This window comes from Symbioplanes lichenis (assembly GCF_030709675.1).
GTDB classification, from domain to species: Bacteria; Actinomycetota; Actinomycetes; order Mycobacteriales; family Micromonosporaceae; genus Actinoplanes; species Actinoplanes lichenis.
The window spans coordinates 93,300-116,575 of the sequence record NZ_JAUZQD010000003.1; the positions used below are offsets into that span (position 1 = coordinate 93,300).

General features: G+C 72.5%; 18 protein-coding genes and 1 pseudogene. 15 read left to right on the forward strand and 4 right to left on the reverse strand.

Annotation, left to right across the window (positions count from 1 at the left end):
• Positions 1-30 precede the first annotated feature (30 nt).
• Both RAN62_RS07675 and RAN62_RS07680 read left to right on the forward strand, forming a co-directional pair.
• Complete coding sequence (locus RAN62_RS07675; protein WP_305783798.1) at positions 31-396, forward strand: MerR family transcriptional regulator; 366 nt, start codon at positions 31-33, stop codon at positions 394-396.
• Between the two features lie 119 nt (positions 397-515).
• A pseudogene (locus tag RAN62_RS07680) lies at positions 516-2,420 on the forward strand (endo-beta-N-acetylglucosaminidase); the annotation flags it as partial.
• On the opposite strand, the gene RAN62_RS07685 reads toward RAN62_RS07680, so the two are convergent.
• A complete protein-coding gene (locus RAN62_RS07685) occupies positions 2,330-3,385 on the reverse strand; it encodes a DMT family transporter (protein ID WP_305783799.1) in 1,056 nt (351 codons plus the stop codon). The pseudogene RAN62_RS07680 and the gene RAN62_RS07685 overlap by 91 nt on opposite strands.
• Before the next feature lie 72 nt (positions 3,386-3,457).
• Here RAN62_RS07685 and RAN62_RS07690 point away from each other — a divergent pair, with 72 nt between their 5' ends.
• On the forward strand, positions 3,458-4,369 hold the full coding sequence (locus RAN62_RS07690) for a LysR family transcriptional regulator (protein ID WP_305783800.1): 912 nt from the start codon (positions 3,458-3,460) through the stop codon (positions 4,367-4,369).
• Between the two features lie 2 nt (positions 4,370-4,371).
• On the opposite strand, the gene RAN62_RS07695 is transcribed toward RAN62_RS07690, so the two are convergent.
• Positions 4,372-4,674: a hypothetical protein gene (locus RAN62_RS07695; RefSeq protein WP_305783801.1), complete on the reverse strand. Its 303-nt coding sequence runs from the start codon at positions 4,672-4,674 to the stop codon at positions 4,372-4,374.
• A gap of 159 nt (positions 4,675-4,833) precedes the next feature.
• On the opposite strand from RAN62_RS07695, the gene RAN62_RS07700 reads away from it, so the two are divergent.
• The 3 genes from RAN62_RS07700 to RAN62_RS07710 all read left to right on the forward strand — a co-directional run bounded on the left by RAN62_RS07700 (position 4,834) and on the right by RAN62_RS07710 (position 10,328).
• Positions 4,834-8,430, forward strand: coding sequence for a S8 family serine peptidase (locus tag RAN62_RS07700; RefSeq protein ID WP_305783802.1), 3,597 nt, complete (start codon positions 4,834-4,836; stop codon positions 8,428-8,430).
• Positions 8,431-8,505: 75 nt separating this feature from the next.
• Positions 8,506-9,981: a competence protein CoiA family protein gene (locus RAN62_RS07705; RefSeq protein ID WP_305783803.1), complete on the forward strand. Its 1,476-nt coding sequence runs from the start codon at positions 8,506-8,508 to the stop codon at positions 9,979-9,981.
• 95 nt (positions 9,982-10,076) lie between these two features.
• Positions 10,077-10,328 (forward strand): hypothetical protein, encoded by a 252-nt coding sequence (locus tag RAN62_RS07710; protein WP_305783804.1) that lies wholly within the window; start codon positions 10,077-10,079, stop codon positions 10,326-10,328.
• A gap of 157 nt (positions 10,329-10,485) precedes the next feature.
• Here RAN62_RS07710 and RAN62_RS07715 read toward each other — a convergent pair whose 3' ends face one another.
• Positions 10,486-11,436, reverse strand: a complete 951-nt coding sequence (locus RAN62_RS07715) for a helix-turn-helix domain-containing protein (RefSeq protein WP_305783805.1) — start codon at positions 11,434-11,436, stop codon at positions 10,486-10,488.
• Positions 11,437-11,488: 52 nt separating this feature from the next.
• Between RAN62_RS07715 and RAN62_RS07720 the strand changes: the two genes are divergently transcribed.
• From RAN62_RS07720 to RAN62_RS07730, 3 genes are read left to right on the forward strand one after another with little or no spacing between them, the layout of a single operon-like run.
• Positions 11,489-12,334 carry an aldo/keto reductase gene (locus RAN62_RS07720; protein ID WP_305783806.1) on the forward strand — a complete coding sequence of 282 codons (846 nt, stop codon included), beginning with the start codon at positions 11,489-11,491 and terminating at the stop codon, positions 12,332-12,334.
• Between the two features lie 22 nt (positions 12,335-12,356).
• Complete coding sequence (locus RAN62_RS07725) at positions 12,357-13,181, forward strand: rhamnogalacturonan acetylesterase (RefSeq protein ID WP_305783807.1); 825 nt, start codon at positions 12,357-12,359, stop codon at positions 13,179-13,181.
• Positions 13,174-14,124 (forward strand): N-acetylglucosamine kinase, encoded by a 951-nt coding sequence (locus tag RAN62_RS07730; RefSeq protein ID WP_305783808.1) that lies wholly within the window; start codon positions 13,174-13,176, stop codon positions 14,122-14,124. The genes RAN62_RS07725 and RAN62_RS07730 overlap by 8 nt, the downstream gene beginning before the upstream one ends.
• Here RAN62_RS07730 and RAN62_RS07735 read toward each other — a convergent pair.
• Complete coding sequence (locus tag RAN62_RS07735) at positions 14,105-15,022, reverse strand: MurR/RpiR family transcriptional regulator (RefSeq protein WP_305783809.1); 918 nt, start codon at positions 15,020-15,022, stop codon at positions 14,105-14,107. The two genes, RAN62_RS07730 and RAN62_RS07735, sit on opposite strands and share 20 nt — an antisense overlap.
• Before the next feature lie 210 nt (positions 15,023-15,232).
• Here RAN62_RS07735 and RAN62_RS07740 point away from each other — a divergent pair, with 210 nt between their 5' ends.
• The 6 genes from RAN62_RS07740 to RAN62_RS07765 all read left to right on the forward strand — a co-directional run bounded on the left by RAN62_RS07740 (position 15,233) and on the right by RAN62_RS07765 (position 23,273).
• Positions 15,233-16,141, forward strand: coding sequence for an N-acetylmuramic acid 6-phosphate etherase (locus tag RAN62_RS07740; RefSeq protein ID WP_305783810.1), 909 nt, complete (start codon positions 15,233-15,235; stop codon positions 16,139-16,141).
• A gap of 24 nt (positions 16,142-16,165) precedes the next feature.
• Positions 16,166-17,425: an ABC transporter substrate-binding protein gene (locus RAN62_RS07745; protein ID WP_305783811.1), complete on the forward strand. Its 1,260-nt coding sequence runs from the start codon at positions 16,166-16,168 to the stop codon at positions 17,423-17,425.
• Positions 17,422-18,321, forward strand: a complete 900-nt coding sequence (locus RAN62_RS07750; RefSeq protein WP_305783812.1) for a carbohydrate ABC transporter permease — start codon at positions 17,422-17,424, stop codon at positions 18,319-18,321. The genes RAN62_RS07745 and RAN62_RS07750 overlap by 4 nt, the downstream gene beginning before the upstream one ends.
• A complete protein-coding gene (locus tag RAN62_RS07755) occupies positions 18,318-19,136 on the forward strand; it encodes a carbohydrate ABC transporter permease (protein ID WP_305783813.1) in 819 nt (272 codons plus the stop codon). Before RAN62_RS07750 ends, RAN62_RS07755 begins: the two co-directional genes overlap by 4 nt.
• Before the next feature lie 16 nt (positions 19,137-19,152).
• The gene (locus tag RAN62_RS07760) at positions 19,153-22,185 is read left to right on the forward strand and encodes an AfsR/SARP family transcriptional regulator (RefSeq protein ID WP_305783814.1); all 3,033 of its coding nucleotides are present in this window, start codon (positions 19,153-19,155) and stop codon (positions 22,183-22,185) included.
• Positions 22,186-22,292: 107 nt separating this feature from the next.
• Entirely contained in the window at positions 22,293-23,273 is a 981-nt protein-coding gene (locus RAN62_RS07765) for a PLL family lectin (protein WP_305783815.1), read from the forward strand.
• The last annotated feature ends 3 nt before the right edge of the window (positions 23,274-23,276 follow it).

The following is a 23,276-nucleotide window of genomic DNA, read 5'->3' on the forward strand; positions in this document are numbered from 1 at the left end:
ACCGAGGAGCCGACGCTGGGGATCCGGGAGATGGCCGAGCTGACCGGCCTGACCCCGGACACCCTGCGCTGGTACGAGCGCGAGGGCCTGATCCCGCCGGTCGGCCGCACGGCCGACGGCCGGCGCCGCTACGACGCCGAGGCCGTGCGGTTCGTCCGGCTGATCCAGGCCCTGCGCCGCACCGGCATGCCCATCGCCCGGGTCCGCGACTTCGTCACCCTGGGCCCGGCGACGCCCGCCGCCACGGCCCGCCGCCTGGAGCTGCTGCAACGCCAGGAGGACGAGCTCCACCGCCGCATCGCCGGCCTGCACGACGACCTCCGCGTGATCCACGCCAAGATCGCCGACTATCGCAGCCTCCTCGCCGACGGCCGCGTGTGCCAGCATCCGGACTGATCGGACATTGACCTTGATGCATCTCTTGCCTACCGTGGACCACGCGCGTTGACAACGTTGGCAGACGTGGGGAGACGGCCGTGAGACCACTACGCCTTCTGGTGCCCGGGCTCGTCGCGATGCTGGCCTTCGGGAGCTCCCCGGCCCTCGCGAGCGCGGCGGAATCGGGCACTCAGCCCTACGCCTCCTACTGGCATCCGAGCACCATTCTCGACTGGGACCCGGCCACCGATCCGGACGCCCGGTTCAACCGCTCGCACGTCCCGCTGGCCGGCCGCACGTCGGACCCCGCGCTCAAGGCCAATCCGCATGCCCGCGCCGGCGAGGGGCGGATCGCGTCGCTGGTGTCCTTCGCGCCGACCTCGGACAATCCGTCGCAGGGCTCGGCGGATCCGAATTACTACGCGTTCCCCTACTGGCAGTACATCGACACGCTCGTCTTCTGGGGCGGCTCGGCGAGCGAGGGACTCATTCTCGCGCCCAATCCGACGGTCATCGACGCGGCGCACCGCAACGGCGTGAAGGTCTACGGGACGGTGTTCTTCCCGCCTGTCGCGTACGGGGGTCAGCTGCAATGGGTCCGCGACTTCGTCCGCAAGGACGGTGCCGTCTATCCCGTGGCCGACAAGCTCGTCGAGGTCGCGCGGTATTACGGCTTCGAGGGCTGGTTCATCAATCAGGAGACCGGCGGCGGCGACGCGGCTCTGGCGACCGAGCTGCGCAACGCCATGACCTATGCGCGCTCGCGCGGGCCGGTGGATTTCATGTGGTACGACGCCATGACCGAAAGTGGCTCAGTGTCCTGGCAGGACGGTCTCACCTCGGCCAACGACGCCTTCCTGCAGAGTGGCGCCACGCGGGTCGCCGACTCCATGTTTCTCGACTTCGGCTGGAGCGCGACCAAGCAGAACGCCTCCCGCGCCAATGCCCGCGCGCTGGGCCGCAGTGAGTACGACCTCTACGCGGGCATCGACACCGAGGCGAACGGTTACAACACGTCGGTGCCGTGGAGTGCCGTCTTCCCGGACGGCCAGCCGCACGTGACCGGGCTCGGCCTCTATCGCCCCGAATGGACGTGGAAATCGTCCACCTCCCGCGCCGACTTCTACGCCCGGGACGCGCGGTACTGGGTCGGGGCCAACGGCGACCCGTCGAACACGAGCACCACGTCGGCGTGGAAGGGGCTCGCCACGTATGTCGCGGAGTCGAGCCCGGTGACGGCGAAACCGTTCGTGACCGATTTCAACGCCGGCCACGGCGACTTCTATGCGATCGGGGGCGAGCGGCTGGGCGCCGGCGGCTGGAACAATTTGTCGCTGCAGGACGTGCCGCCCACGTACCGGTGGATCGTGCAGTCCGCGGGCACGAAACTGACGCCGGCGATCGACTTCTCCGACGCGTACGAGGGGGGCAGCTCTTTGCAGTTGACCGGTCGCCTCGACGCCGCGAACACCGTCCGGCTCCATCAGACCCGCCTGCCGGTCGCCGCGGACACCAAAATCGCCGTCACCGTGAAGACCCCGCAGCCCGGCGCCACTCATCTGGCCGCCGCGGTGTCCTTCACCGACGATCCCACCGCATTTACCACCATCGACGTCGGATCGACGAGTGGCCCGGGCTGGGAAAGCAGGACCCTCGACCTTTCCCCGTACGCGGGCCGCACCATCGCCCAGCTCGGTCTGCGCGTGGCGGCCCCCGAGCCGGTCGCCGATTATGCGATTCATGTCGGGCGCCTCGCCGTGTACGACGGCGACGTGGACACCGTCGCCGCCCCGACCGGCGTGTCGATCATCGGTGCGACCGACGTCTCGCCGACGCGCAGGTCTCTGCGCCTGGCCTGGACGCCCGCTCCGGGCTCGGTCGACCACTACGACGTCTTCCGCCGCGCCGCCGACGGCACCCGGACTTATCTCGGCGGCACCACGAACGACGCCTACTTCGTCGCGGCCTTCGACCTGCCCGGCACGGTCGAGGTGGAGGCGGTCGGCGCCGAGGGCGGCCGCTCCGAGCCGGCCGGAACCTCCGCGGGGTAGCCGGCCTCGACCCGCGCCGAGGGTGATCCGGCCGGGGCCTTCGCGCGGTAGCCGGCCTCGACCCGCGCCGAGGGTGATCCGGCCGGGGCCTTCGCGCGGTAGCCGGCCTCGACCCGCTGGCCGTACCAGGTGCCGCCGAGCACGAGCGCGATCCCGGCGATCCCGGCCGGGGTCAGGCGCTCGCCCGCGACGCCGACGCCGATCAGCACCGCCCACACCGGCTCGGTGCCCAGGAGCAGGCTCGCGCGGGTCGCCGACGTGCGGCGGATCGCCCACAGCTGCACCAGGAACGCGAACACGCTGCAGCCCAGCGCGAGATACAGCACGCCGAGCCACTGACCCGGGCCGAAGGACCGCACGGCCGCGGGCAGGGCGGGCGCCGCGACGAGCGTGAACAGCAGCGCGCCGACCACGGTCTGCAGCCAGGTGAGCGTCACCGTGTCGTACCGGCGGCCTTCCGTCAGCCGCCCGGACAACGTGACGTGAGCCGCGCGGACGACGGCCGCGGCGAGCATCAGCGCGTCGCCCGCCGTCGGGGCGTGCAGTCCCGGCCCGGCGACGAGCAGGACCACGCCGGCCACCGCGACCGCCGCGGCCGGCCAGAACCGGCGCGGCAGCCACCGCCGCCGCACGGCTCCCTCGAACGCCGGCGTCAGCAGGATCGTCAGGCTGATCAGCACCCCGGCGTTGGTCGCGCCGGTCAGCGACACCCCGTACGTCTCCAGCACCAGCACCGCCGCCTGGGTGAGGCCGAGCAGGGCCCCGGTCCGGAACTCCGGCCGGCTCGGGCGGCGCACGACCATGGCCGGCGTCAGGGCGAGCGCCGAGACTCCGAAGCGCAGCGCGAGGACGGCCAGCACACCGCCGGCCAGGACGAGGGTCTGGGCGGCGAGGTAGCTGCTGCCCCACACCACCGCCACGGTCAGCAGCAAGAGATCGCTGCGGCGAATCGACATGATCGCAGCCTGAGGCCCGACGATAGTGAAGACAAGATGCGTCCTGCTCAAGCAATGGTGTAGTGATGCCTTATGGATCTGCACCACCTGCGGCTGCTCCGGGAGTTGGGAGACCGCGGCAGCCTGGCCGCCGTGGCCCAGGCGATGCACATCACCCCCTCGGCGGTCTCGCAGCAGCTGCGGACGCTGCAACGCTCGGCGCGGGTGCCGCTGACCGAGCGCCGCGGCCGCCGTCTCGTCCTGACCGAGGCCGGCCGCGCCCTGGCCGCCGCGGCGATCGAGATCTCCACCGCGCTCGACCGGGCCGCCCGGGCGGTGGACGACCACCTCGACGACCCGGCCGCACCGGTCACGGTGGCCGCCTTCCACAGCGCCGCGCTCACCTTCTTCGGCCCGCTGCTCGGCCGGTCGGGCCTGCCGCCGCTGCGCTTCGCGGACGAGGACGTGCCCCAGGCCGGCTTCCCGGCGCTGGCCGCCGATCACGACCTGGTCCTGGCCCACCGGCTGGCGCACAGCCCGCCCTGGCCGGCGGACCGCCTCGCCGTCGTCCCGCTCGTGCGCGAGCCGCTGTACGTCGCACTGCCCGCGCGCCACCGGCTGGCCGCGCAGAGTTCGCTCTCCACCGCCGACGTCGCCGCCGAGCCGTGGATCGGCGTCCACGAGGGCTTCCCGCTGGAGGGCGTCCTGACGGCCGTCGCGGCTGCGGCCGGGCGGCCCCTCGACATCGTCCACCGGGTCAACGACTTCACCGTGGTGGCCGCGCTCGTGGCGGCCGGGGGCGGGCTCGCGCTGCTGCCCGGCCGCACCGGCCGGTTCGATCCCGCCGTGACGCTGCGGCCGCTGGCCGACCTGCCGGTGGAGCGCCACATCGACGTTCTCGCCCGGCCCGAGAGCCTGCACCGGGTCGCGGTGCGGACGGTGCTGGCCGCGCTGCGCGAGACGGCGACCGGGCCGGCGCGGCCCACCGGCGACAGCGGGGCGTGAGGTCAGCGCACCGGCAGCCGCACCTTGCGGCCCAGGCCGAACTGCGGGGCGTTCGTGTTGGTGACCATGGCGAAGGCGCCGGCCGGGACGCCCTTGCGGGTCGCCACCCGGGAGGCCGCCTTGAGCAGGGTCCGCTCGTTCGCGCCGGCGATGAAGAAGATGTAGACGTCGCCGTACTCCTCGCCGTCGTCGTGCTCCTCGATGCCCAGCTCCTCCTCGAGGTCGATCAGGTAGTCGCCGATGTCGTCGACCCACTCGACGACGTCGCCGGTCAACGGAACGTGGATCTCCACCAGCACAGCCATGCCGAGAATGATCCGGCACGGGCCCGGCGCCGGATGTTCCGGGTGGCTACACGTTCGGTTTCCAGGCGGTTAACGGTCAGGATCAAGTGGCCGGACATCGATCTCCGTGCTTGTAGCGTCGGCAGCACTTCAAGCCTCTGATCGAGTCGGGGTGTTCCGTTGACGCGTTTCTCCCTCAGTACAACCGTGGCGGTCGTGACCGCGCTGGCGATGCTGCCGGCGCCCGCTCGCGCCCAGGAAGCCACCAGTGCCCGCGCCACTGCGGCCGGTACGACCATCACGCTGATCACCGGGGACAAGGTCACGGTGCGGCCCGGCGCCACCACGGTGCAGGGGCCGGACGGCGAGCAGGTCGGCGCGCACGTCACCACCGTGGGCCCGGACACCTACGTCTATCCGGACAGCGCCCTGCCGTACGTCGGCACCGGGCGGTTGGACAAGCGGTTGTTCAACGTCACGTATCTGCTGCGCGAGGGCTACGGCGACAGCGCGACCGGGGAGCTGCCGGTCATCCTCGGCTACCAGGCCGCGGCCCCGAGCCGGCGGGCCGACACGCTGCCCGAGGCCAGCACCGAGGTGCGGTCCCTGCCCAGCATCCGGGGCCGTGCGGTCAACACCGACCGCCACCGCGCCACCGACTTCTGGACCTCGCTGACGGGCGCCCGATCAACGACAACCGACACCTCCTTCGCGTACGGCATCAGCAAGGTCTGGCTCGACGGCAAGGTGCACGCCGCCCTGGCCGACAGCGTCGCGCAGATCGGGGCGCCCGAGGTCTGGGCGAGTGGCGACACCGGCGCCGGCGTCGACGTGGCCGTGCTGGACACCGGCGTCGACGCGGAACACCCGGACCTCGCCGGGCGGATCGAGTCGAGCGTGAGCTTCGTCCCGGGCGAGGACGTCACCGACCGGCACGGGCACGGCACGCACGTGGCCTCCACCATCGCCGGGACCGGCGCGGGCTCGAACGGGCTCGAGCGCGGCGTCGCCCCCGGCGCCGACCTGGAGATCGGTAAGGTACTCGACAACGGCGGCTCCGGCCAGGACTCGTGGATCATCGCGGGCATGGAGTGGGCCGCCCGCGAGCGCAAGGCCAAGGTCGTCAGCATGAGCCTCGGCGGCGATCCCACCGACGGCACCGACCCGATGAGCGCCGCGGTCAACGAACTCAGCGCCGAGACCGGTGCGCTCTTCGTCATCGCGGCGGGCAACAGCGGCCCGGACGCCACCACCGTCGGCTCGCCCGGCGCCGCCGACGCCGCGCTGACCGTGGGCGCGGTCGACGGCGACGACCACCTCGCCGACTTCTCCAGCCGGGGCCCGCGGCTGGTGGACAGCGCGCTCAAGCCCGAGATCACCGCGCCGGGCGTCAACATCCTGGCCGCGCGCTCGCAGTTCTCGATCGAGGGCGAGGGCCTCTACCGGACGATGAGCGGCACGTCGATGGCCACCCCGCACGTGGCCGGGGCCGCCGCCCTGCTCGCCGCCCAGCACGGCGACTGGTCCGGGCAGCAGCTCAAAGATGCCCTGGTGAGCACGGCCAAGGAGACCCCCGACTACGGCCCGTACGACGCCGGCAGCGGGCGGCTCGACATCGCCGCGAGCACCAAGGCGACGCTCTTCGCCACCGCGTCGGCGTACCTGGGCATTCACCCGCTCGACGAGGAGCCGGCCGGCGCGACCGAGCGGCCGATCACCTACACGAACACGGGCGCGGCTGACGTCGTACTGACGCTGAAGCTGGAGGGAACCGGCCTGCTCGCGCTGTCGGCGCCGAGCGTGACCGTGCCCGCCGGCGGGACCGCGACCGTGACGGTGTCCGCGGACCTGACCCGCATCACGGAGAAGGGCCACTTCACGGGGTCCGTCGTCGCCACCGGCGCGGACGGCCGCCGGGCGGACACGATCGTCGGCGTCAGCACCGAGGACCAGCCGCGGCACCTCGTGATCAAGCCCACCGGCCGCCACGGCGAGCCCATGCCCGGGTCGATCAATCTGGTCCGCGAGGGCGACCCGGCCGGCGGCTACTACAACTTCTGGACGCAGGACGGCAGCCCGATCGACGTGCTGCTGCCGCAGGGCCGCTACTCGGTGTGGATGTACGGCGACGTCGAGGGCACGCACGGCCCCCACTCGCGCGGCATCGCCCTGCTCACCGCGCCGACCGTCACGGTCGAGGACGACATGACCCTGACGCTGGACGCCGGCGCCACCCGCGAGCTCAAGGCGGTCACGCCCCGGACGACGGCGGACGCCGAGGTGCGGCTCGACTATCACCGTGAGCTGGGCGCCACGGCGTCGGCCACCGACTCGTACATCCTGTCCCGCTGGTACGACAGCATGTGGGTCGTCCCCGGCCAGAAGGCCCGCGACGGCAAGATGTCGATCACCGCCCGCTGGCGCAAGATCCAACCGGCGCTGGCCGTCGACTCCTACGACGACCTGCTCAAGCTGCCCGGCTCGACCCTGCCCGCCGAGGGCACCCGCCAGATCCCGGCGGTCTTCGCCGGCACCGGCACCGCGGCCGAGTTCGCCAAGGTCAACGTCAGGAACAAGATTGCCGTCGTACGCCGCAGCGACCTCGACGCCCAGGTCACAGCGGCCGAGAAGGCGGGCGCCAGCACGCTCCTGGTCGTCAACACCGAGCCCGGGCGCTACTTCGACGCCACGTACCGGACCGCCCTGACCGTGGCGTCGCTCACCAAGGACAGCGGCGAACGCCTGATCACGCAGCTCGGTCAGCGTCCCGTGACCCTGCGCGTCACTTCCCACCCCACCACCGATTACCTGTACGACCTCGTCCGCTACTGGAAGGGCGCGGTCCCCAAGTCGGTCACCTACGCACCGACCGAGCGCGAGCTGGCCCGGGTCGACGTCGACTTCCAGAGCACCTCCGGCCGCGAGATCTCCGAGAAGCGCTTCGACCGCAACCCGGACCTGCCCGTGAAGACCGGCAACACCCTGCTCAACCTGTCCGGCCGCTTCCGCACCGACTGGGTGACCGTGCAGGACGGCGTCACATGGTCGACCGACCTGGACGACCTGCGCTCCTTCCAGCTCGGCGGCACGAAGACCTACCAGGCCGGCACCCGCACCACCGAGAAGTGGCTCGGCGCGATCCAGCGCCCGCGCATCAACGACGCGGTCACGCTGCCCTACCGCTCGGGCGACCGCATCGTGGCGGAGATCCCCGGCTGGGGCGACTCGGGCGCCGACCACGCCGGCGTGGCGTTCCCCGAGACCGGCGAGATGACGGCGACGCTCTCGCAGGGAACGAAGGTGATCGAGCAGAACGCGTACAACTGGATCGACAGCAACTCCGGCCTCAGCCCGCGCCGCCTCCCGTACCGCCTCGTCACCACGACGAAGCAGGACGCGGCCGACTCCCCGTCGACCCGGACCGTCTGGGACTTCCGGTCGGACGCCACCACCACCCGGCTGCCCCTGATCCAGCTCGACTACGACGTGGACACCGACCTCGACCACCGGGCCGCCCGCTCCACCGAGATCACCGTCCAGCCGTCCCACCTGCCCGGCGCCCCGAGCACCCGCTCGATCGTCACGGCCACCCTCGACGTCTCCTACGACGACGGCGCCACCTGGGTGAGCCAGCGCCTGCGCCGGACCGGATCAGGCTGGACCACCGACCTGCGCGCCCCACGCGGCGCCCAGCACGTGACCCTGCGGGCCGGCGCGAAGGACGCGTACGGCAACGGCGTCAGCCAGACGATCGTCCGGGCCTTCGGCCTCCGCTAATTCAGTGCTGCGGGCCGCTCCCACCCGGGGGCGGCCCGCGCCGTACATGTCATACCCCGCCGCTACCGTCGCACCATGTCCACGGACGAGACCACGTCGACCGCCGCCCCGGCGTTCGGCGCCCGTGCGACCGGACGCGACGAGCGGCACCACCAGTTCCAGTCGCGGCTTGGAGCAGGCAAACAGGTTCTCGCCCGTGACCGCGACGACCCGACCGGCCGGATGATCGTCATTCCGGCCGGAGGTGCGGCCAGGCTGCGACCTCTGGCCGACGAGGGGCGTTTGCTGTGCCCCCTCGCGGAGTGCTCCACGCCGGCTATGACCGTCGTCGGAGGTTCCCGCCGGCATCACTTCCGCCATCTGCGGGCGACAGGCGCCGGCTATCCTGGCCCTGAGACGATCGACCATCTGACCGCCAAGGCGGTTCTTGAGCGATGGCTGCTGGCCCAGGCCCCCGACGCTGTCGTCCGACGGGACGGATTCAAGCTGCCCTCTGGGCAGGGCCCAGATCTGTACGCGGAGGTCGATGGGCACCGCGTCGCCTTTGAAGTGCAGTATTCCGCTCTGACCACCGCCCACTGGAAGCACAGGCATCAGCAGTACGTCGATGCTGGGATCGCTGACGTATGGCTCTTCAGCCACCGAGGTATCTACTGTCGTACTGCGACCGCTCCGCGCGGCACCGATGGCTTGTGGCTGAAGATTCCTGATGTCGGCCGAGAGCTCCTCGCCGCCGGGCTACCACTGATGTGGATCAACCCAGCGGAGGGGCTGATCGCTACTGCTGTCATGGAATGGAAAGAGCTGCAGGCGGCTCGATCGCCGAAGACCGGCCCGGTTCGGGCCCGGACAGCTGTCGACCTGCTCGAGGCGTGCCGACTCACCTTCGCCGAGCGCGTCACGTTTGATGACGGTGCCTGGTTCGAGGCGTATCAGAAGCTGCGGAAGCCGCTTGTTCCCGACGCGCACGGTCTGCGAACCCCTGCGACCGACGCGGCACTGGCCGGCTATGCGTCGCACATCGCGGCGTGGGTACGGAGGGTGCCCACTCCATCGATCGCTCACACGGGATCTCCCGCTCCTGTGCCACCAGCGGTTGAACGTCAAGATGAGCAGCATGGCCGGTCGGGCCCCCTCGCCGGCACCTCACTCGCCGCCTCGGCCGGAAGGCCGGTGCCACCGTTCCTCGAGGAAGATTCGACCGGCATGTCCATGGGTGCCGTGCCTGAGGCGGAGTGGCGGCTGGAGCTGCTGCGGATCTTCGACGACATCGCCCCGGCAATCGTTGATTCATGGTGGCTGGCCGCCGCCCTTAGTCAGGCTCGCCCCTCCGCCTCGATGCCGCTGCCTCAGATGGCCGCCATGATCACCACATTCCTCGATCTCTTGGCGCGATACGGCTACGTCACCGCCGCCGAGGGAAAGGTGAGGGTGAACCGAGGGCTGCGAAGGCGGCCGATCGTCACGGTGTCCGGCACGGCCCTGTTGGTCGGTGGTACCGACACACCCACGACCGCGCAACAACTGGATTTGTTCGGTCAGCCCGGCTGACGCAGCCTCACTCGGGCATGCGACGACCGAGCGCTGGGTCGCGGGACATCGAACGGCGCGCAGAGCAGTGTGCCGAGCACTTGGCGGAGCTACCTATGACGACCGATCAAAGCGATCATGCGGGTACAGCCGTGGTCTTTTCGGGTAGTTCGCATCTGTTCGGATCCGCGGTCAGGGCTTCACCGCACTTCCGTGCCGATCTGCGCGGTGCGGCCGCCGTCGGCGCCGCCACCCTCCACACATCGACCGTACCCGGCAAGTCGAAGGCCGCGACGAATGAGGCGTCGTTCGTGATGCCGCCGGGATACGTACAGGTGCCGTCGGCGGCGTGGCGGAAGACATCGTAGTGATCGACCGGGCCCGGGGCAGGCGTCCGGACCAGGGCGTCCACGCGCAGGCCGAGCTGGGCGATGGTGCGGCCTGCGTACGGAAGGTCGAGGGTCTCGTTCCTGAGCCCGTGTCGCAAGTCGATCCGGTGCCGACGGTGGTGGGGACGCTGACTGGTCAACGCCCGCGCGGGGTGGTGCCGAAGTGGTGCTTGAAGGTGCGGATGAAGTGGCTGCTGTCGGAGAACTGGAACCGGGCGGCGACCTCGGAGACGCCGGTGGGGGCCGCGAGCAGCGCCCGGCGTGCCTCCTCCAGCCGGCGCCGCCGTACGTACGCGCTGGCCGGCTCGCCCGTGCCGGCGAAGGCGCGCTGCAGGGTCCGGACCGAGACGCGCAGGTCGCGGGCCAGCGTCGCCGGGCTCAGGCCGGGCTCGGTCAGGCGGCTGTCGGCCAGGTCGCGGGCCGCGCGGACCAGGGCGGGCGCGAGGGCGCTCTCCTGGTCGTCGAAGCGGCCCAGGGCCACCGCCGTGGTGAGCTCGACCAGGGTGCTCTCAGCCGCCCGCAGCCCGGCGTCGCCCAGCTCGGACAGCGTCTCCCGCACCGTTGCGGCGTGGGCGAGGAGCAGGCGCAGCTCGGGTGCGCCGGTCGAGCCGGTGACCACGCGATCCTTGAGGACTTTCTTGAGCGACCGGTGCGGCAGCATCAGGATGGTGGCCGCCGTGTCCGGGGCGGTGGCGAAGTGGCTCGTGGCGGTGACGTGCTGGAGCAGGAAACGGCCGGCCGGGATCCGGTGCGGGCCGCGGCCGTAGGGGTCGGCCAGGTGCCACTGGCCGTGCTTCACGGCCCAGAGCCGGACCACGTCCTCGGCGGCCCGGGGCAGGGCGGCCGTCCGGACAGGGGACAGGGCCCTCATCTGATTGAGGGCCGCGGCGCCGGCCCGGCCCGCCCAGCTCTGCCCGTCGAGCTCCGGCGAGGCGAAGGCCGGCAACGGGATGGCGTCCCCGATCGTGGTCCGCCAGCCGTGGGCGAACGCGGCGCCCATGCCCGGGCCCCGGCCGGACTCCACGAAGAACTCCCGCGGAATGTCGCCTGCGTTCTGCAGTGTGACGCCGGCGTTCAATGCACCCACCCGCCCTCGCCCTAGCTTGGACAAGGAGCTTATAGAGGAGGAGATCGGCACTGTGTCACGCATAGAGGTCGCCGGGAAGTCTGTGCACCGTCTCGGGTTCGGGGCGATGCGGCTGGCCGGGAGCGACATCTGGGACCCGCCGGCCGACCGGGCCCACTCCGTGCGGGTGGCGCGCCGGGCGGTCGAGCGGGGCGTCGAGTTCATCGACACCGCGGACTCGTACGCCTTCGGGGTCACCGAGGAGATCCTGGCCGAGGCGCTGCACCCCTATCCGGAGCACCTGCTGATCGGCACCAAGGTCGGTCAGGTGCAGACCCGGCGGCGGGAGTGGGTGCCGGTCGGGCGCCCGGAGTACCTGCGCCAGCAGTGCGAGGCCAGCCTGCGGCGGCTGCGGGTGGAGCGCATCGACCTGCTCAGCCTGCACCGGGTCGACCCGGCGGTTCCGTTGGAGGACCAGGTCGGCGAGCTGAAGGCGCTGCGGGACGAGGGCAAGATCGGCGCGGTGGGGCTGTCCGAGGTCGGCGTCGAGCAGATCGAGCAAGCCCGCGCCGTCGTCGACATCGCGAGCGTGCAGAACATCTACAACCTCTCGGTCCGGGGCTGGGACGCCGTGGTGGACCACTGCACGCGCGAGCGGATCGCCTTCGTGCCCTGGTACCCGATCCTCAGCGGCGGCCTGGCCGGCGCCGGGGGAGTCGTCGCGGACATCGCCCGGGAGCACGACGCCACCGTGGCCCAGATCGCCCTGGCCTGGTTGCTGGCCCGGTCGGACGTGATGGTGCCGATCCCGGGGACCGGCTCGCTGGGGCACCTGGAGGAGAACATGGCCGCCACGCGGATCGCTCTGAGCCCGGACCAGTACGCCGCACTCCTCGCCGCCCCGGTTCCCACAGATTGACGATCGTTGATTTAATGGCGGGATGGGGATTCCGCGGAGAAAGGTTCTCGGGGGTGCCGTGGGCGCCGCCTGGGGGATTCCGGTGGTGGCCGGGCGACGGCGGCGGACGGTGTTCGTGGCCGGGGACTCGACGGCCGCCACCTATGCGACGGCCGACGTGCCGCGGGCCGGCTGGGGGCAGGCGCTTCCGGTCTTCCTGCGGCCCGAGGTCGGCGTGCACAACGCGGCGCTGTCCGGGGCGAGCTCGAAGAGCTTCGTCGACCTCGGGCGGCTCGACCTGATCCTGGACGCGATCCGGCCCGGCGACACGCTGGTCGTCTCCTTCGGGCACAACGACGAGAAGGCCGAGGACCCGGCCCGTTACACCGAGCCGTGGACGACCTTCCAGGACTACCTGCGGCTCTATCTCGACGGCGCGCGGCGGCGGCGGGCCCACCCGGTGCTGGTGACGCCGGTCGAGCGGCGGCGGTTCACGGCGGACGGTACGCCCTATCTGTCACACGGCGAGTATCCGGACGCCATGCGGGCGCTGGCGGCGCGGACGCGGACGCCGCTGATCGATCTCACGGCGCTGTCGTTCGCGCTGTGGGGGCGGCTCGGGCCGGAGGGGACCAAGGACCACTTCCTGTGGCTGGACCCGGGCGAGTCGGTCAACTATCCGGCGGGCGTGGCCGACAACACCCACTTCCAGGCACACGGCGCGATCGAGGTGGCGCGCCTGGTCGCCCGGCACGGGCCGACGCTGCCGGGGCGGGACCTCGCGGCCGTCCGCGACCCCCACATCCCGGACAACGTGCTGGTGTGGCCGCCGACGAGGCCGGCCGAGAGCGCGGCCGGTCTTGGCTGAGCTGGTCGTCGGGGCCGATGCCGGGGGTACGTCGACCCGCGTCACCGTGGCCACGACGGCCGGCGCCCGGCTGACCACGGTGGCGGGCGGCGGCGCGAATCCGACCACGCACGGGGTCGAGGCGGCCGCGGGCGAGCTGGGCGCCACGGTCCGGCGGGCGCTGGCCGGGCTCGACGAGCAGCGGGTGGCGGCCGTGTTCGTGGGCCTCGCCGGGCGGGCGACCCTGGGCGACCCGGCGGCGGCGCGGCTGTTCAGCGCAGCGATCGGGGTCGCGGCGCGGCCGGTGTTCGTGGCGGACACCGAGGTGGCGTTCTGCTCGGCGACGCCGGCGGCCGACGGGACGGTGCTGGTGGCCGGGACGGGGGCCATGGCCGTGGACATCCGGGACCGGGCGTCCGCGCGGACCTCGGACGGCCTGGGCTGGCTGCTGGGCGACGAGGGGTCGGCGTTCTGGCTGGGCCGGGCGGCCGTCCGGGCGAGCATCGCGGACATCTGCCGGACCGGCCCGGCGACAACACTGACCGCTGCGGTGACAAAGCACCTGCGGGTGAAGCCGGCGGGAAGATCGGCGCTCATCCGGGCCGTGGCCGCCCGGCCGCCGATCGCGCTGGCCGAACTCGCGCCGCTGGTCACCACGGCGGCGGACGCGGGCGACGCGGTGGCCGGGCTGATCTGCGACGACGCGGCCGGGCGGCTGGTCCGGCTCGTTGCCGACGTACGCGACCCCGCCGCGACCACCCCGATCGTGCTCACCGGCGGCGTGGCCGGACCGGCGGGCTCCCCGGTCGGCCGGCGGGTCCGCGAGCAGCTCGAGGGCGAGGTCCTGGCAACGTCCGACGGAGTCGCCGGTGCGGCGTGGCTGGCCGTGCGTGACGTCCACCCCGAGTGGCCGGAGACGCGCCTGGCCGAGGTGCACGCCCGGCTCAGGAGCGGGGTGGCGTAGCCCGGCGCGGGACGTGGCGGGTGCCGACGGCGGTGCGGGTGGCGTCGAGGGCGGCGAGGGTCTGCCCGTACGACCGCTGGGCCACCCCCACGAAGAGGTAGTCGACCACCGTCAGCTGCGCGAGCCGGCTGGCCATGGCGCCCGACCGGAACGTGGTCTCCCGGGCCGCCGTGGTCAGGACGTGCTCGGCGGCCCCGGCGATCGGCGACCGGGGGAAGTTCGTGAGTGCGACCGTCGTGGCGCCGCGGGCGCGGGCCTCGGTCAGGGCGTCGATCGTGTCGGTGGTGGTGCCGGTGTGGGAGATGCCGAGGGCCACGTCGCCCGGGCGGAGGAGGGCGGCGCTGGTCAGGGCCACGTGGGTGTCGGAGGAGGCGAAGGCGACCCGGCCGATGCGCAGCAGCTTGTGCTGGAAGTCGAGGGCGACGAAGGCGCTGGCGCCGACCCCGTAGAGGTCCACCCGCTGGGCCCGGGTCAGCGCCTCGACCACCCGTTCGAGGACGGCGAGGTCCATCTGGGCGCCGGTCTCCTCGACGGCGCGGGCGTCGGCGAAGGTGATCTTCTCGACGACCCGGGCGAGGTCGTCGCCGGGCTCGATGTCGGTGGCGATCGCGCGGCCGTCGTGCCCGGCCCGGCTGTTGCGGCCGGATTCGGTGGCCAGGGCGAGCCGCAGCGGGGGATAGCCGGAGAAGCCGATCGCCTTGCAGAAGCGGATGACCGTGGCCTCGGACACGCCCGAGGCCAGCGCCAGCTCGGTGACGGTCAGCGCGGCGGCAGCGTCGGTGTCGGCGAGGATCTGCTCGGCCACCTGGCGCATCGACGGCTGCAGGCTGGGCAGCAGCGCCCGGATGTGGACGGCGGTGGCGGCGCCGGGCTCGGCGGTCTCGGGGGAACGGGCCATGGCGCTCAAGCTAGCCCAAGCGGCCCGCGCGGATGGGCGAGGTGCTGCCCGCCCATCCGCGGGCCCCCGATGCTGATCCCTGGTGCCACGCGCCGACCTCCGAGCTGATAGGTAGGAAGGTTACGGACAGCAGTCAAGCCGCGTCAATAACTTCCCGGTGTCCGTTGTCAACCGTTGACTCATTCGCGTCGATGGTGGGAAGTTTTCTACGTGACCGCTCAGACGCCTCCCTGGGTCGTCGCTCCGACCGAGGAGCGCCACCCCGGCACGGTCGGCATCGACCTGGCCGGGACCCTCGACATGTTGCGCATGATCAACGACGCGGACGCCACGATCGCCGGCGCGGTCCGCGCGGTGCTGCCGGCCCTGGCGACGGCGGTCGATCTCGGCGTGGCCGCGCTGCGGGGCGGCCGGCGCGTGCACTATTTCGGGGCGGGCACGTCGGGGCGGATCGCGGTGATGGACGCCGCCGAGCTGCGCCCCACCTTCGACATCGACCCGGACCTGGTGGTCGCCCATCACGCCGGGGGCGCCGACGCGACCGTCCGGCCCATCGAGAACCTCGAGGACGACGAGGCCCGCGGCGCCACCGACGCGGCCGGCCTGCAGCCCGGCGATCTCGCGCTCGGCCTGACCGCGAGCGGGCGGACCCCGTACGTCCTCGGCGCCCTGCGCACCGCCCGCGCGCGCGGCAGCCGCACCGTGCTGATCTCCGCCGACCCGCAGGCGCGCTTCGGCACCGAGGTCGACGTGCACGTCGGCGTGGCGACCGGCCCCGAGGTCATCGCCGGGTCGACCCGCATGAAGGCCGGCACCGCCCAGAAGATGCTGCTCAACGCCTTCTCGACCGCGCTCATGGTGCGCATGGGCCGGACGTACTCCAATCTGATGGCCGCGGTCGGCGCGCGCAACGACAAGCTCCGCGGCCGCGTCGTGCGCATCCTGGTCGAGGCGACCGGCCTCGACCCGCGGGTCTGCGCCGACGCCGCCGACCGCGCCGGTGGCGACTGCCGCGTCGCGCTGGTCTGCCTGCTCGCCGGCGTGCCCGTGGACGCCGCGCGCCGGGCGCTCACCGAGTCGGGCGGAGCGGTGCGCCAGGCGCTGACCCTGATCGGCTGAACGATCGAACGGAGATGGCCCACGATGAGAACGCGCACCGGGTTCGCTGTTCTCGCGCTGGTGGCCGCCCTGGCCTCCGCCGCCTGCACCGCGACGGGTTCCACCGACGACCGCACCACCCTGTCGCTCTGGTCGTGGCGGCCGGAGGACGTCGCCGCCTACGAGCAGATCCTCGACACCTTCCACGACGCGCACCCGGACATCCGGGTCGAGGTCAAGGCCTACAAGTCCACCGAGTACAACACCATCCTGTCCACCGGCCTGACCCGCGCGGGCGGCCCCGACGTCATGCAACTGCGGGCGTACGGCGGCCTGCAGCCCCTGATCGACGCGGGCGACCTCGTGCCGCTCGACGACCGGGTCACCGGCCTGGCGAACTTCGAGAAGAGCTCGCTCGACGGCGCCCGCGGCAAGAAGGACGGCAAGGTCTACGGCGTACCGCTGGAGATGTCGACCTTCCAGATCTATTACGACAAGGACGTCTTCGCGAAGCATCAGATCGAGCCGCCGGCCACCTGGGAGCAGATGCTCGCGGCGGCGCGGACACTGCAGGGAGCGGGCATCACCCCGTTCGCCACGGCGGGCAAGGACACCTGGCTGCTTCCCCTGTACGCCGACATGTTCGCCGCCACCCGATACGGCGGCCCGGCCTTCGAGAAGAAGGTGCTGGCGGGCGACGTCACGTTCACCGATCCGGCCTATGTCGCCGCTCTGGACGTCCTCAATCAGTTGAAGTCGTTCTTTCCGAAGGACATGATGGCGCTGGGCGAAACGGATGTGCAGACGCTCTTCGCCACCGGAAAGGCGGCCATGATCCCGGAAGGCTCCTTCGCGCTCGCCCCGTTGAAGACCATCAATCCGAAGCTGAATCTGGGTGTCTTCAACGCGCCGCCCCCGCCCGGCGCCGTGGTGACCGAGCCGCTGCAAGTGGGGTGGGTGGACGCGTCGTACGGGCTCAATGCCACATCCGAGCATCAGGAGGAGGCGCTGCAACTTCTGCAATGGATGACGACCGCGGAGTTCGGGCAGCAGGTGGCCGACACCTTGAAACAGGTGTCGCTCGTGAAGGGTGTGCAGCCGGCCGACCCGTTGCTCGCGGACATGGTCGCCGCCTATCGGGCCGCCCCGACGCCGTACCTCATGCTCGTCGATTTCCGTTACGGCACGCCGCTGGGCAGTGATCTGCAGGCGGCCGGGCTCCAGAAGATGCTGCTCGGGCAGCAGACCGCCGCGGAGGTGGCCGCCGACATCCAGGCCGGCATCTCGCAGTGGTTCCGGCCGTGAGACGAAGGCTGATCGCCTTCTGGTTCGTGCTGCCCGCGTTTCTGCTCTACACCGTCTTCGCCGTCTATCCGCTGCTGTCGGCGCTCGCGAACAGCTTCTGGCGCTGGCAGGGCACCGCGCGGGCCGGATTCGCCGGGACGGACAATTTCACCGGTCTCTTCACCACGTTTCCGCTCGACCAGCAGCTGTGGCCCGCCTTCTGGCACACGATGGCATTCTTCGCCGGCACGATGCTGATGCAGAACACCGTCGGCCTGTTGATCGCCGTGCTGCTGGCCGAGCTGCCGGTGGCGCGGCGCTTCCTGCGGACGGTCTTCACGGTGCCCTATCTGGTCGGCGGGCTGGTCGTCGGCTATCTGTGGAGCCTGCTGCTGAGCCCGGTCTTCGGCCCGGTCGGCGCCGGGCTCGACGCCATGGGCCTCGGCGCGCTGGCCCGCCCCTGGCTCGGCGACCCGGCCACCGCGTTGCCGACGGTCATCCTCGTCAATGCGTGGCATCATCTAGGCTTTCCGATCCTGCTCTTCGGCGCGGCCCTGGCCGGACTGCCGCCCGAATACGGTGAGTGCGCCCGGGTCGACGGCGCCACCGCGTGGCAACGTTTCCGCCGGGTCACCCTGCCGCTGCTCCTGCCGTCGATCGGCGTGATCTCGATCCTGACCTTTCTCGGCTCGATGAACACCTTCGAGCTGGTCTATGCGCTCTCCGGCGCGCAGGGCAATCAGCCCACCGGGCCCGGCGGCGCCACCGACGTGCTCGGACTGCTCTTCTATCGCATCGCCTTCGCCGAGGGCGGCACCAATGCCATCGGCCAGTCCTCGGCCCTGGCCGTGCTGCTTTTCATAGCCACCTTCGTCGTCGCGGTCACGGCCGACCGGTTCATCCGCAGCCGCTCATGACCCGCACTGTCCGGCTGGCCGGCTATCTGCTGCTGTGGTCCTATGCGGCGGTCGCCCTGGCCCCGATGCTCGTGATGCTCCTGAATTCGTTGCGCCCCAATGCCGACGTGTTGTCCGTGCCGCTCGGGCTGCCCTCCACTCTCGACTTCACGAACTACGAGACCGCGTGGACCGAGGCGTCCTTCTCCACGTACGTGTGGAATTCGGTGCTGGTGACGGCGGGCGCGGTGGCGCTCGACGTGGGGGTGGCGCTGCCGGCGTCGTACGCGCTGGGGCGGTTCGGTTTCCGGGGGCGGGCGGTGCTCACGGCGTACTTTCTCGCGGGTCTGATGTTGCCTGTCCGCCTGGGCATTCTGCCGACCTTTCACCTGCTCGGCAGCATGAACCTGATCGATTCGCGGCTCGGCCTGATTCTCGTGTACGCCGCCGGCGGCATCCCCTTCTCGGTCTTCGTCATGACGGCCTTCTTCCGCGGCCTCCCCGCCGATCTCGACGAAGCGGCCCGCCTCGACGGCGCCGGCGAACTCCGCATCTTCGCCCGCATCATGGTGCCGTTGGTCAAACCCGCCATTGCCACCGTGGTGGTGTTTCGTTTCGTGCCCTTGTGGAACGACTTCTTCTATCCGCTCGTCCTGCTCCGCAGCTCGGACCGCTACACCTTGCCGGTCGGCCTCACCCAGTTCTTCGGCGAGTTCCAGACCAACTGGGCGGCGCTGTTCGCCGGCCTCGTCATCACCACCGTCCCGCTCATCGTTCTTTTCGTGGTGGCCACCCGCCAGATCGTCGAAGGGCTGACAGCCGGGCTGGGCCGATAGGTGGTGAGATCGGGACATGGGTGTGCGCGTCCGCCTGCTCGGCCCGGTCGACGTCCTCATGGACGACATGCCGCAGCGGCTCAACGGCAGCAAACGCCAGGCTTTGCTGGCCGGTCTGGCGCTGTCGGCGGGCCGGGTCGTCGGTGGAACGCGGCTCACCGAGCTGATCTGGCAGGGCACCCCGCCGCCCGCCGCCGCGAACGCCTTGCAGCGCCACGTCTCCCACCTGCGCAAGGTGTTCGGGGCCGGCGCGGCGATCGTCGCCCGCCCGCCCGGATACCAGCTGGACCTCGGCGCCGGAACCACCGACGTGCACGTGGCCGAGCGGCTGCTGGGCGCGGCGGCGGCCGCCTCCGGCCCGGAGCAACGCCTGGCCCACCTGCGCACCGCCGCCGGGCTGTGGTGCGGGCCCGCGCTGGCCGGGCTGCGCGACCGGCCCTGGTTCGACGAGCAGGCCCGGCGGCTCGACGAGCTGCTGCTGCGCGTCCGGCTGGAGCTCGCCGACGCCCGGCTGGCCGTGGGCGAGGGACCCCGGCTGGTGGCCGAGCTCGAGAGCCTCACCCGCGCCCACCCCTGGCACGAGGACATCGCCGCGCTGCTGATCCGGGCCCTCTGCAGCGCCGGCCGGCAGTCCGACGCGCTCGCCGTCCACCAGCGGGTGCGGCGGAGCCTGCGGGAGGAGCTGGGCATCGAGCCGGGTCCGCGGCTGCGCGAGCTGGAGATCGCCGTGCTGCGGCAGGACCCGGCGCTGGCCGGGCCCGTGCTGTCCGGTCCTGCGCAACCGCCCGCCCCGGCCGGTCCTGCGCAACCGCCCGCCCCGGCCGGGCCGGCGCAGCTGCCCGCGCCGGTCGCCGCGTTCACGGGCCGGGAGGCCGAGCTCGCCGCCCTGGACCGGCTCGCCGCCGAGACGCAGATCGTCGCGATCGCCGGGACCGCCGGAGTGGGCAAGACCGCCCTGGCCGTGCGGTGGAGCCGGCGCATCGCCGGGCGGTTCCCCGGCGGCGGGCTCTACGTGAACCTGCGCGGGTACGACCCGGACCAGCCGGTGCCGCCGGCGGAGGCGCTCGCCGGCTTCCTGCGCGCGCTCGGCGTGGCCGGGCCGGACGTGCCGCTCGGCCTGGACGAGCGGGCCGGGTGCTACCGGACCGCCCTCGCCGGCCGGCGGGTGCTGATCGTGCTCGACAACGCGGGCAGCGCCGACCAGGTCCGGCCCCTGCTGCCCGGGGCGCCCGGCTGTCTCGTCGTCGTCACCAGCCGCGACTCGCTCGCCGGCCTGGTCGCTCTGGACGGGGCCCGCCGGCTCGACCTCGGCCTGCTGCCGGCCGCCGACGCGCTCACCCTGCTGCGCCGGCTGGTCGGCGCCCGGGTGGACGCCGAACCGGAGCGGGCGGCGGAGCTGGCCGACCAGTGCGCCCGGCTGCCGCTGGCCCTGCGGGTCGCCGCCGAGCTGGCCGTGACCCGGCCGGAGGTCAGCCTGGCCGGGCTCGCCCGGGCCCTCGCCGACCAGCGGCACCGGCTCGAGCTGCTGGACGCGGGAGGCGAGGTCCGCGCCGCAGTCGCGTCGGTCTTCTCCTGGTCCTTCCAGCAGCTCCCGGCCGACGTGGCCCACGCCTTCGCGGCCGCCGGGCTGCACCCTGGCCCCGACTTCGAGGCGGGTGCGGTGGCCGCGCTCATCGGCGGCGACGCCGGTCACGCCGCGCGACTGTGCGCCCGGCTGGCCCGGGCCCATCTCGTCGAGGCGCACGGGCCGGGCCGCTACACGATGCACGACCTGCTGCGCGCTTATGCCCGTACGCGGGCCGCACTGACCCCCGCGGAGGCCGCGGCCGCGATGACCCGGCTGCTCGACCACTATCTGGCCGGGGCGGCCGCCGCCATGGACGTGTTGCACTCCGCGGAGCGGGCGAAGCGTCCCCGGATCGAGCCGGTCGCCACGACGCCGCGGTTCACCGGCCCCGGTGACGCCCGCGCCTGGCTCGACGCGGAGCTGCCCGACCTCGTGGCCGCCTGCGCCTACGCCGCCGCGCACGGCCGGGCGGCACACGCGACAGCCCTGGCGCAGACGCTCTTCCGCCACCTCGACATGAGCGGCCACCACGCGGAGGCGCTCACCGTGCACGAGCATGCCCGCCGGGCCGCGCGGGACTCGGGTGACCGTTCCGCGGAGGCGCGGGCGCTCAACAACCTGGCCGCGGCCCACTGGTGGCGGGCCGAGTACGCGCGGGCGGCGGCGTACTACCGGGACGCGGCCGTGCTGTTCCGCGCGGCGGGCGACCGGATCGGCGAGGCGGACGCGCTGTGCAACCTCGGTCTCATCGCCCGGACGACGGGCGTGGTCGCCGACGCCGCCGGGCACTATGCCGAGGCCCTGCGGCTCTATCGGGAGAACGGCCACGCCCTGGGGGAAGTCAGCGCGCTCAAGGGGCTCGGGGTCGTGCACACACTCACCGGGCGGCTGGACGAGGCCGCCGGGCACCTGGGCGTGGCGCTCCGGCTGGCGCGCGCGGCGGGCAAGGTCGACGGGGAGGCGGACATCCTCACCGACCTGGCCGGCGTCCAGCTGCGCCGGGGCGAGCTCGAGCCGGCCGCCGCGACCCTCGGGCGGGCGCTCACGCTCTACCGGAATCTGGGCTATCCCGGCAACGAGGCGACCACCCTCAACCTGCTGGGCGCCGTCGCCCGCGCGGCGGGTGACCTGGCCGGGGCTCTCGCCTATCACGAAAGCTCGCTCGAACTGCGCCGCGCCACCGGCACTCGCAACGGGGAAGCGGCCGCCCTCAACGACTTCGGCGGCACCCTGCTGGCCACCGGCGCCGGCCCGGCGGCCGCCGACCGGCACGCCGAGGCACTCGCCGTCGCGGCGGCGGACGGGGACCGCTACCAGCAGGCCCGGGCCCACGACGGCCTGGCCGCCGCCCACCGCGCCGCCGGTGACGACGCCGCGGCGCGCGGCCACTGGGAGCAGGCCCTGCGGCTGTTCGCGGCGCTCGGCACGGCGGAGAGCGACGCGGTGCGGAGCCGGTTGCGCGAGCTGCCCCGGGCGGCGTGAACGGGCCTGCGTCAGCGTCGGGTCAGCCCGGCGTCAGGGTGCTCGGGAGGCTGGAGATGCGGGCCGGTGCCGACCGGTCCGCGACTTGAGTCGAAAGGAAGCCTCCTGTGCGCATTCTCCTCGCTGCCGTCTCGAGCGTGGCCGCCGTTCTCTCGGTCACCGCCGCGCCGGCCGCCGCCGCACGTCCGGTGCCGGTCGCACCGTCCCTGGCCGCCACCGTGTTCGGATCGTCGGTGGCCGTCGCCCGCAACGCGGACGGCCGGCTGCAGACCTTCGGGACGAACCCGGCCGACCTGGTCTTCACCCGCACCCAGATCCTGCCCGGCGGGCCCACCGGCTGGACCGGCTGGACGCCCTTCACCGAGGGGCAGCTGCACGCCGTCGGCGCGGAGCGGAACGCGGACGGCCAGGTCGAGCTCTTCGGGATCACCGCCGCCGGTCAGGCCGTACATCGCCGGCAGACGGCTCCCGGGGCGAGCACCTGGACCTCCGTGGAGTCGTTCGGCAAGGCCCTGAACTCGATCTCGGCCGCTCTCAGCCTCGACGGGCGCCTGACGGCCTACGGCACCGACAGCTCCCGGCAGATCTGGTACCGGGTGCAGTCCAGCCCCGGCTCCTGGGACGGGTCGGTCTGGCGGACGCTGCCCGGCCAGCTGTACAACGTCGTGGCGGAGACCGACACCGACGGCCGGATCGAGCTGGTCGGCTTCAATGATCACGGCGTGGTGTTCCACAGCGCCCAGCTGAGCCCCGGGAGCAGCGACTACACGGCATGGACGAGCCTGCCCGGGGTGGCCGCGACCCAGCTGGCGATCGCCCGCAACCAGGACGGCCGGCTGGAGGTCTTCGCCAGCGGCGCCGGCGCCCACGTGTGGCACACCTATCAGCAGAGCGCGGGCTCGGCCGGCTGGAACGCCTGGTCCGACTTCGGCGGGCTGCTGACGCAGGTGGGCGCGGACACCGACAGCGACGGCCGGATCGAGGTGTTCGGCGTCAACGCGGCTGGTCAGGTCTGGCAGCGCTGGCAGATCGGCCCGGGCAACGGCTGGAGCGAGTTCTCGCCGGTGGACGGTGAGCTGCGCCCCTGACCG

Coding starts and splice junctions, on each gene's coding strand:
- RAN62_RS07675 (WP_305783798.1), top strand. CDS start 31: ATGGCCGAGCTGACCGGCCTGACCCCGGACACCCTGCGCTGGTACGAG.
- RAN62_RS07685 (WP_305783799.1), bottom strand. CDS start 3,385: ATGTCGATTCGCCGCAGCGATCTCTTGCTGCTGACCGTGGCGGTGGTG.
- RAN62_RS07690 (WP_305783800.1), top strand. CDS start 3,458: ATGGATCTGCACCACCTGCGGCTGCTCCGGGAGTTGGGAGACCGCGGC.
- RAN62_RS07695 (WP_305783801.1), bottom strand. CDS start 4,674: ATGGCTGTGCTGGTGGAGATCCACGTTCCGTTGACCGGCGACGTCGTC.
- RAN62_RS07705 (WP_305783803.1), top strand. CDS start 8,506: ATGTCCACGGACGAGACCACGTCGACCGCCGCCCCGGCGTTCGGCGCC.
- RAN62_RS07710 (WP_305783804.1), top strand. CDS start 10,077: ATGACGACCGATCAAAGCGATCATGCGGGTACAGCCGTGGTCTTTTCG.
- RAN62_RS07725 (WP_305783807.1), top strand. CDS start 12,357: ATGGGGATTCCGCGGAGAAAGGTTCTCGGGGGTGCCGTGGGCGCCGCC.
- RAN62_RS07735 (WP_305783809.1), bottom strand. CDS start 15,022: ATGGCCCGTTCCCCCGAGACCGCCGAGCCCGGCGCCGCCACCGCCGTC.
- RAN62_RS07745 (WP_305783811.1), top strand. CDS start 16,166: ATGAGAACGCGCACCGGGTTCGCTGTTCTCGCGCTGGTGGCCGCCCTG.
- RAN62_RS07755 (WP_305783813.1), top strand. CDS start 18,318: ATGACCCGCACTGTCCGGCTGGCCGGCTATCTGCTGCTGTGGTCCTAT.
- RAN62_RS07760 (WP_305783814.1), top strand. CDS start 19,153: ATGGGTGTGCGCGTCCGCCTGCTCGGCCCGGTCGACGTCCTCATGGAC.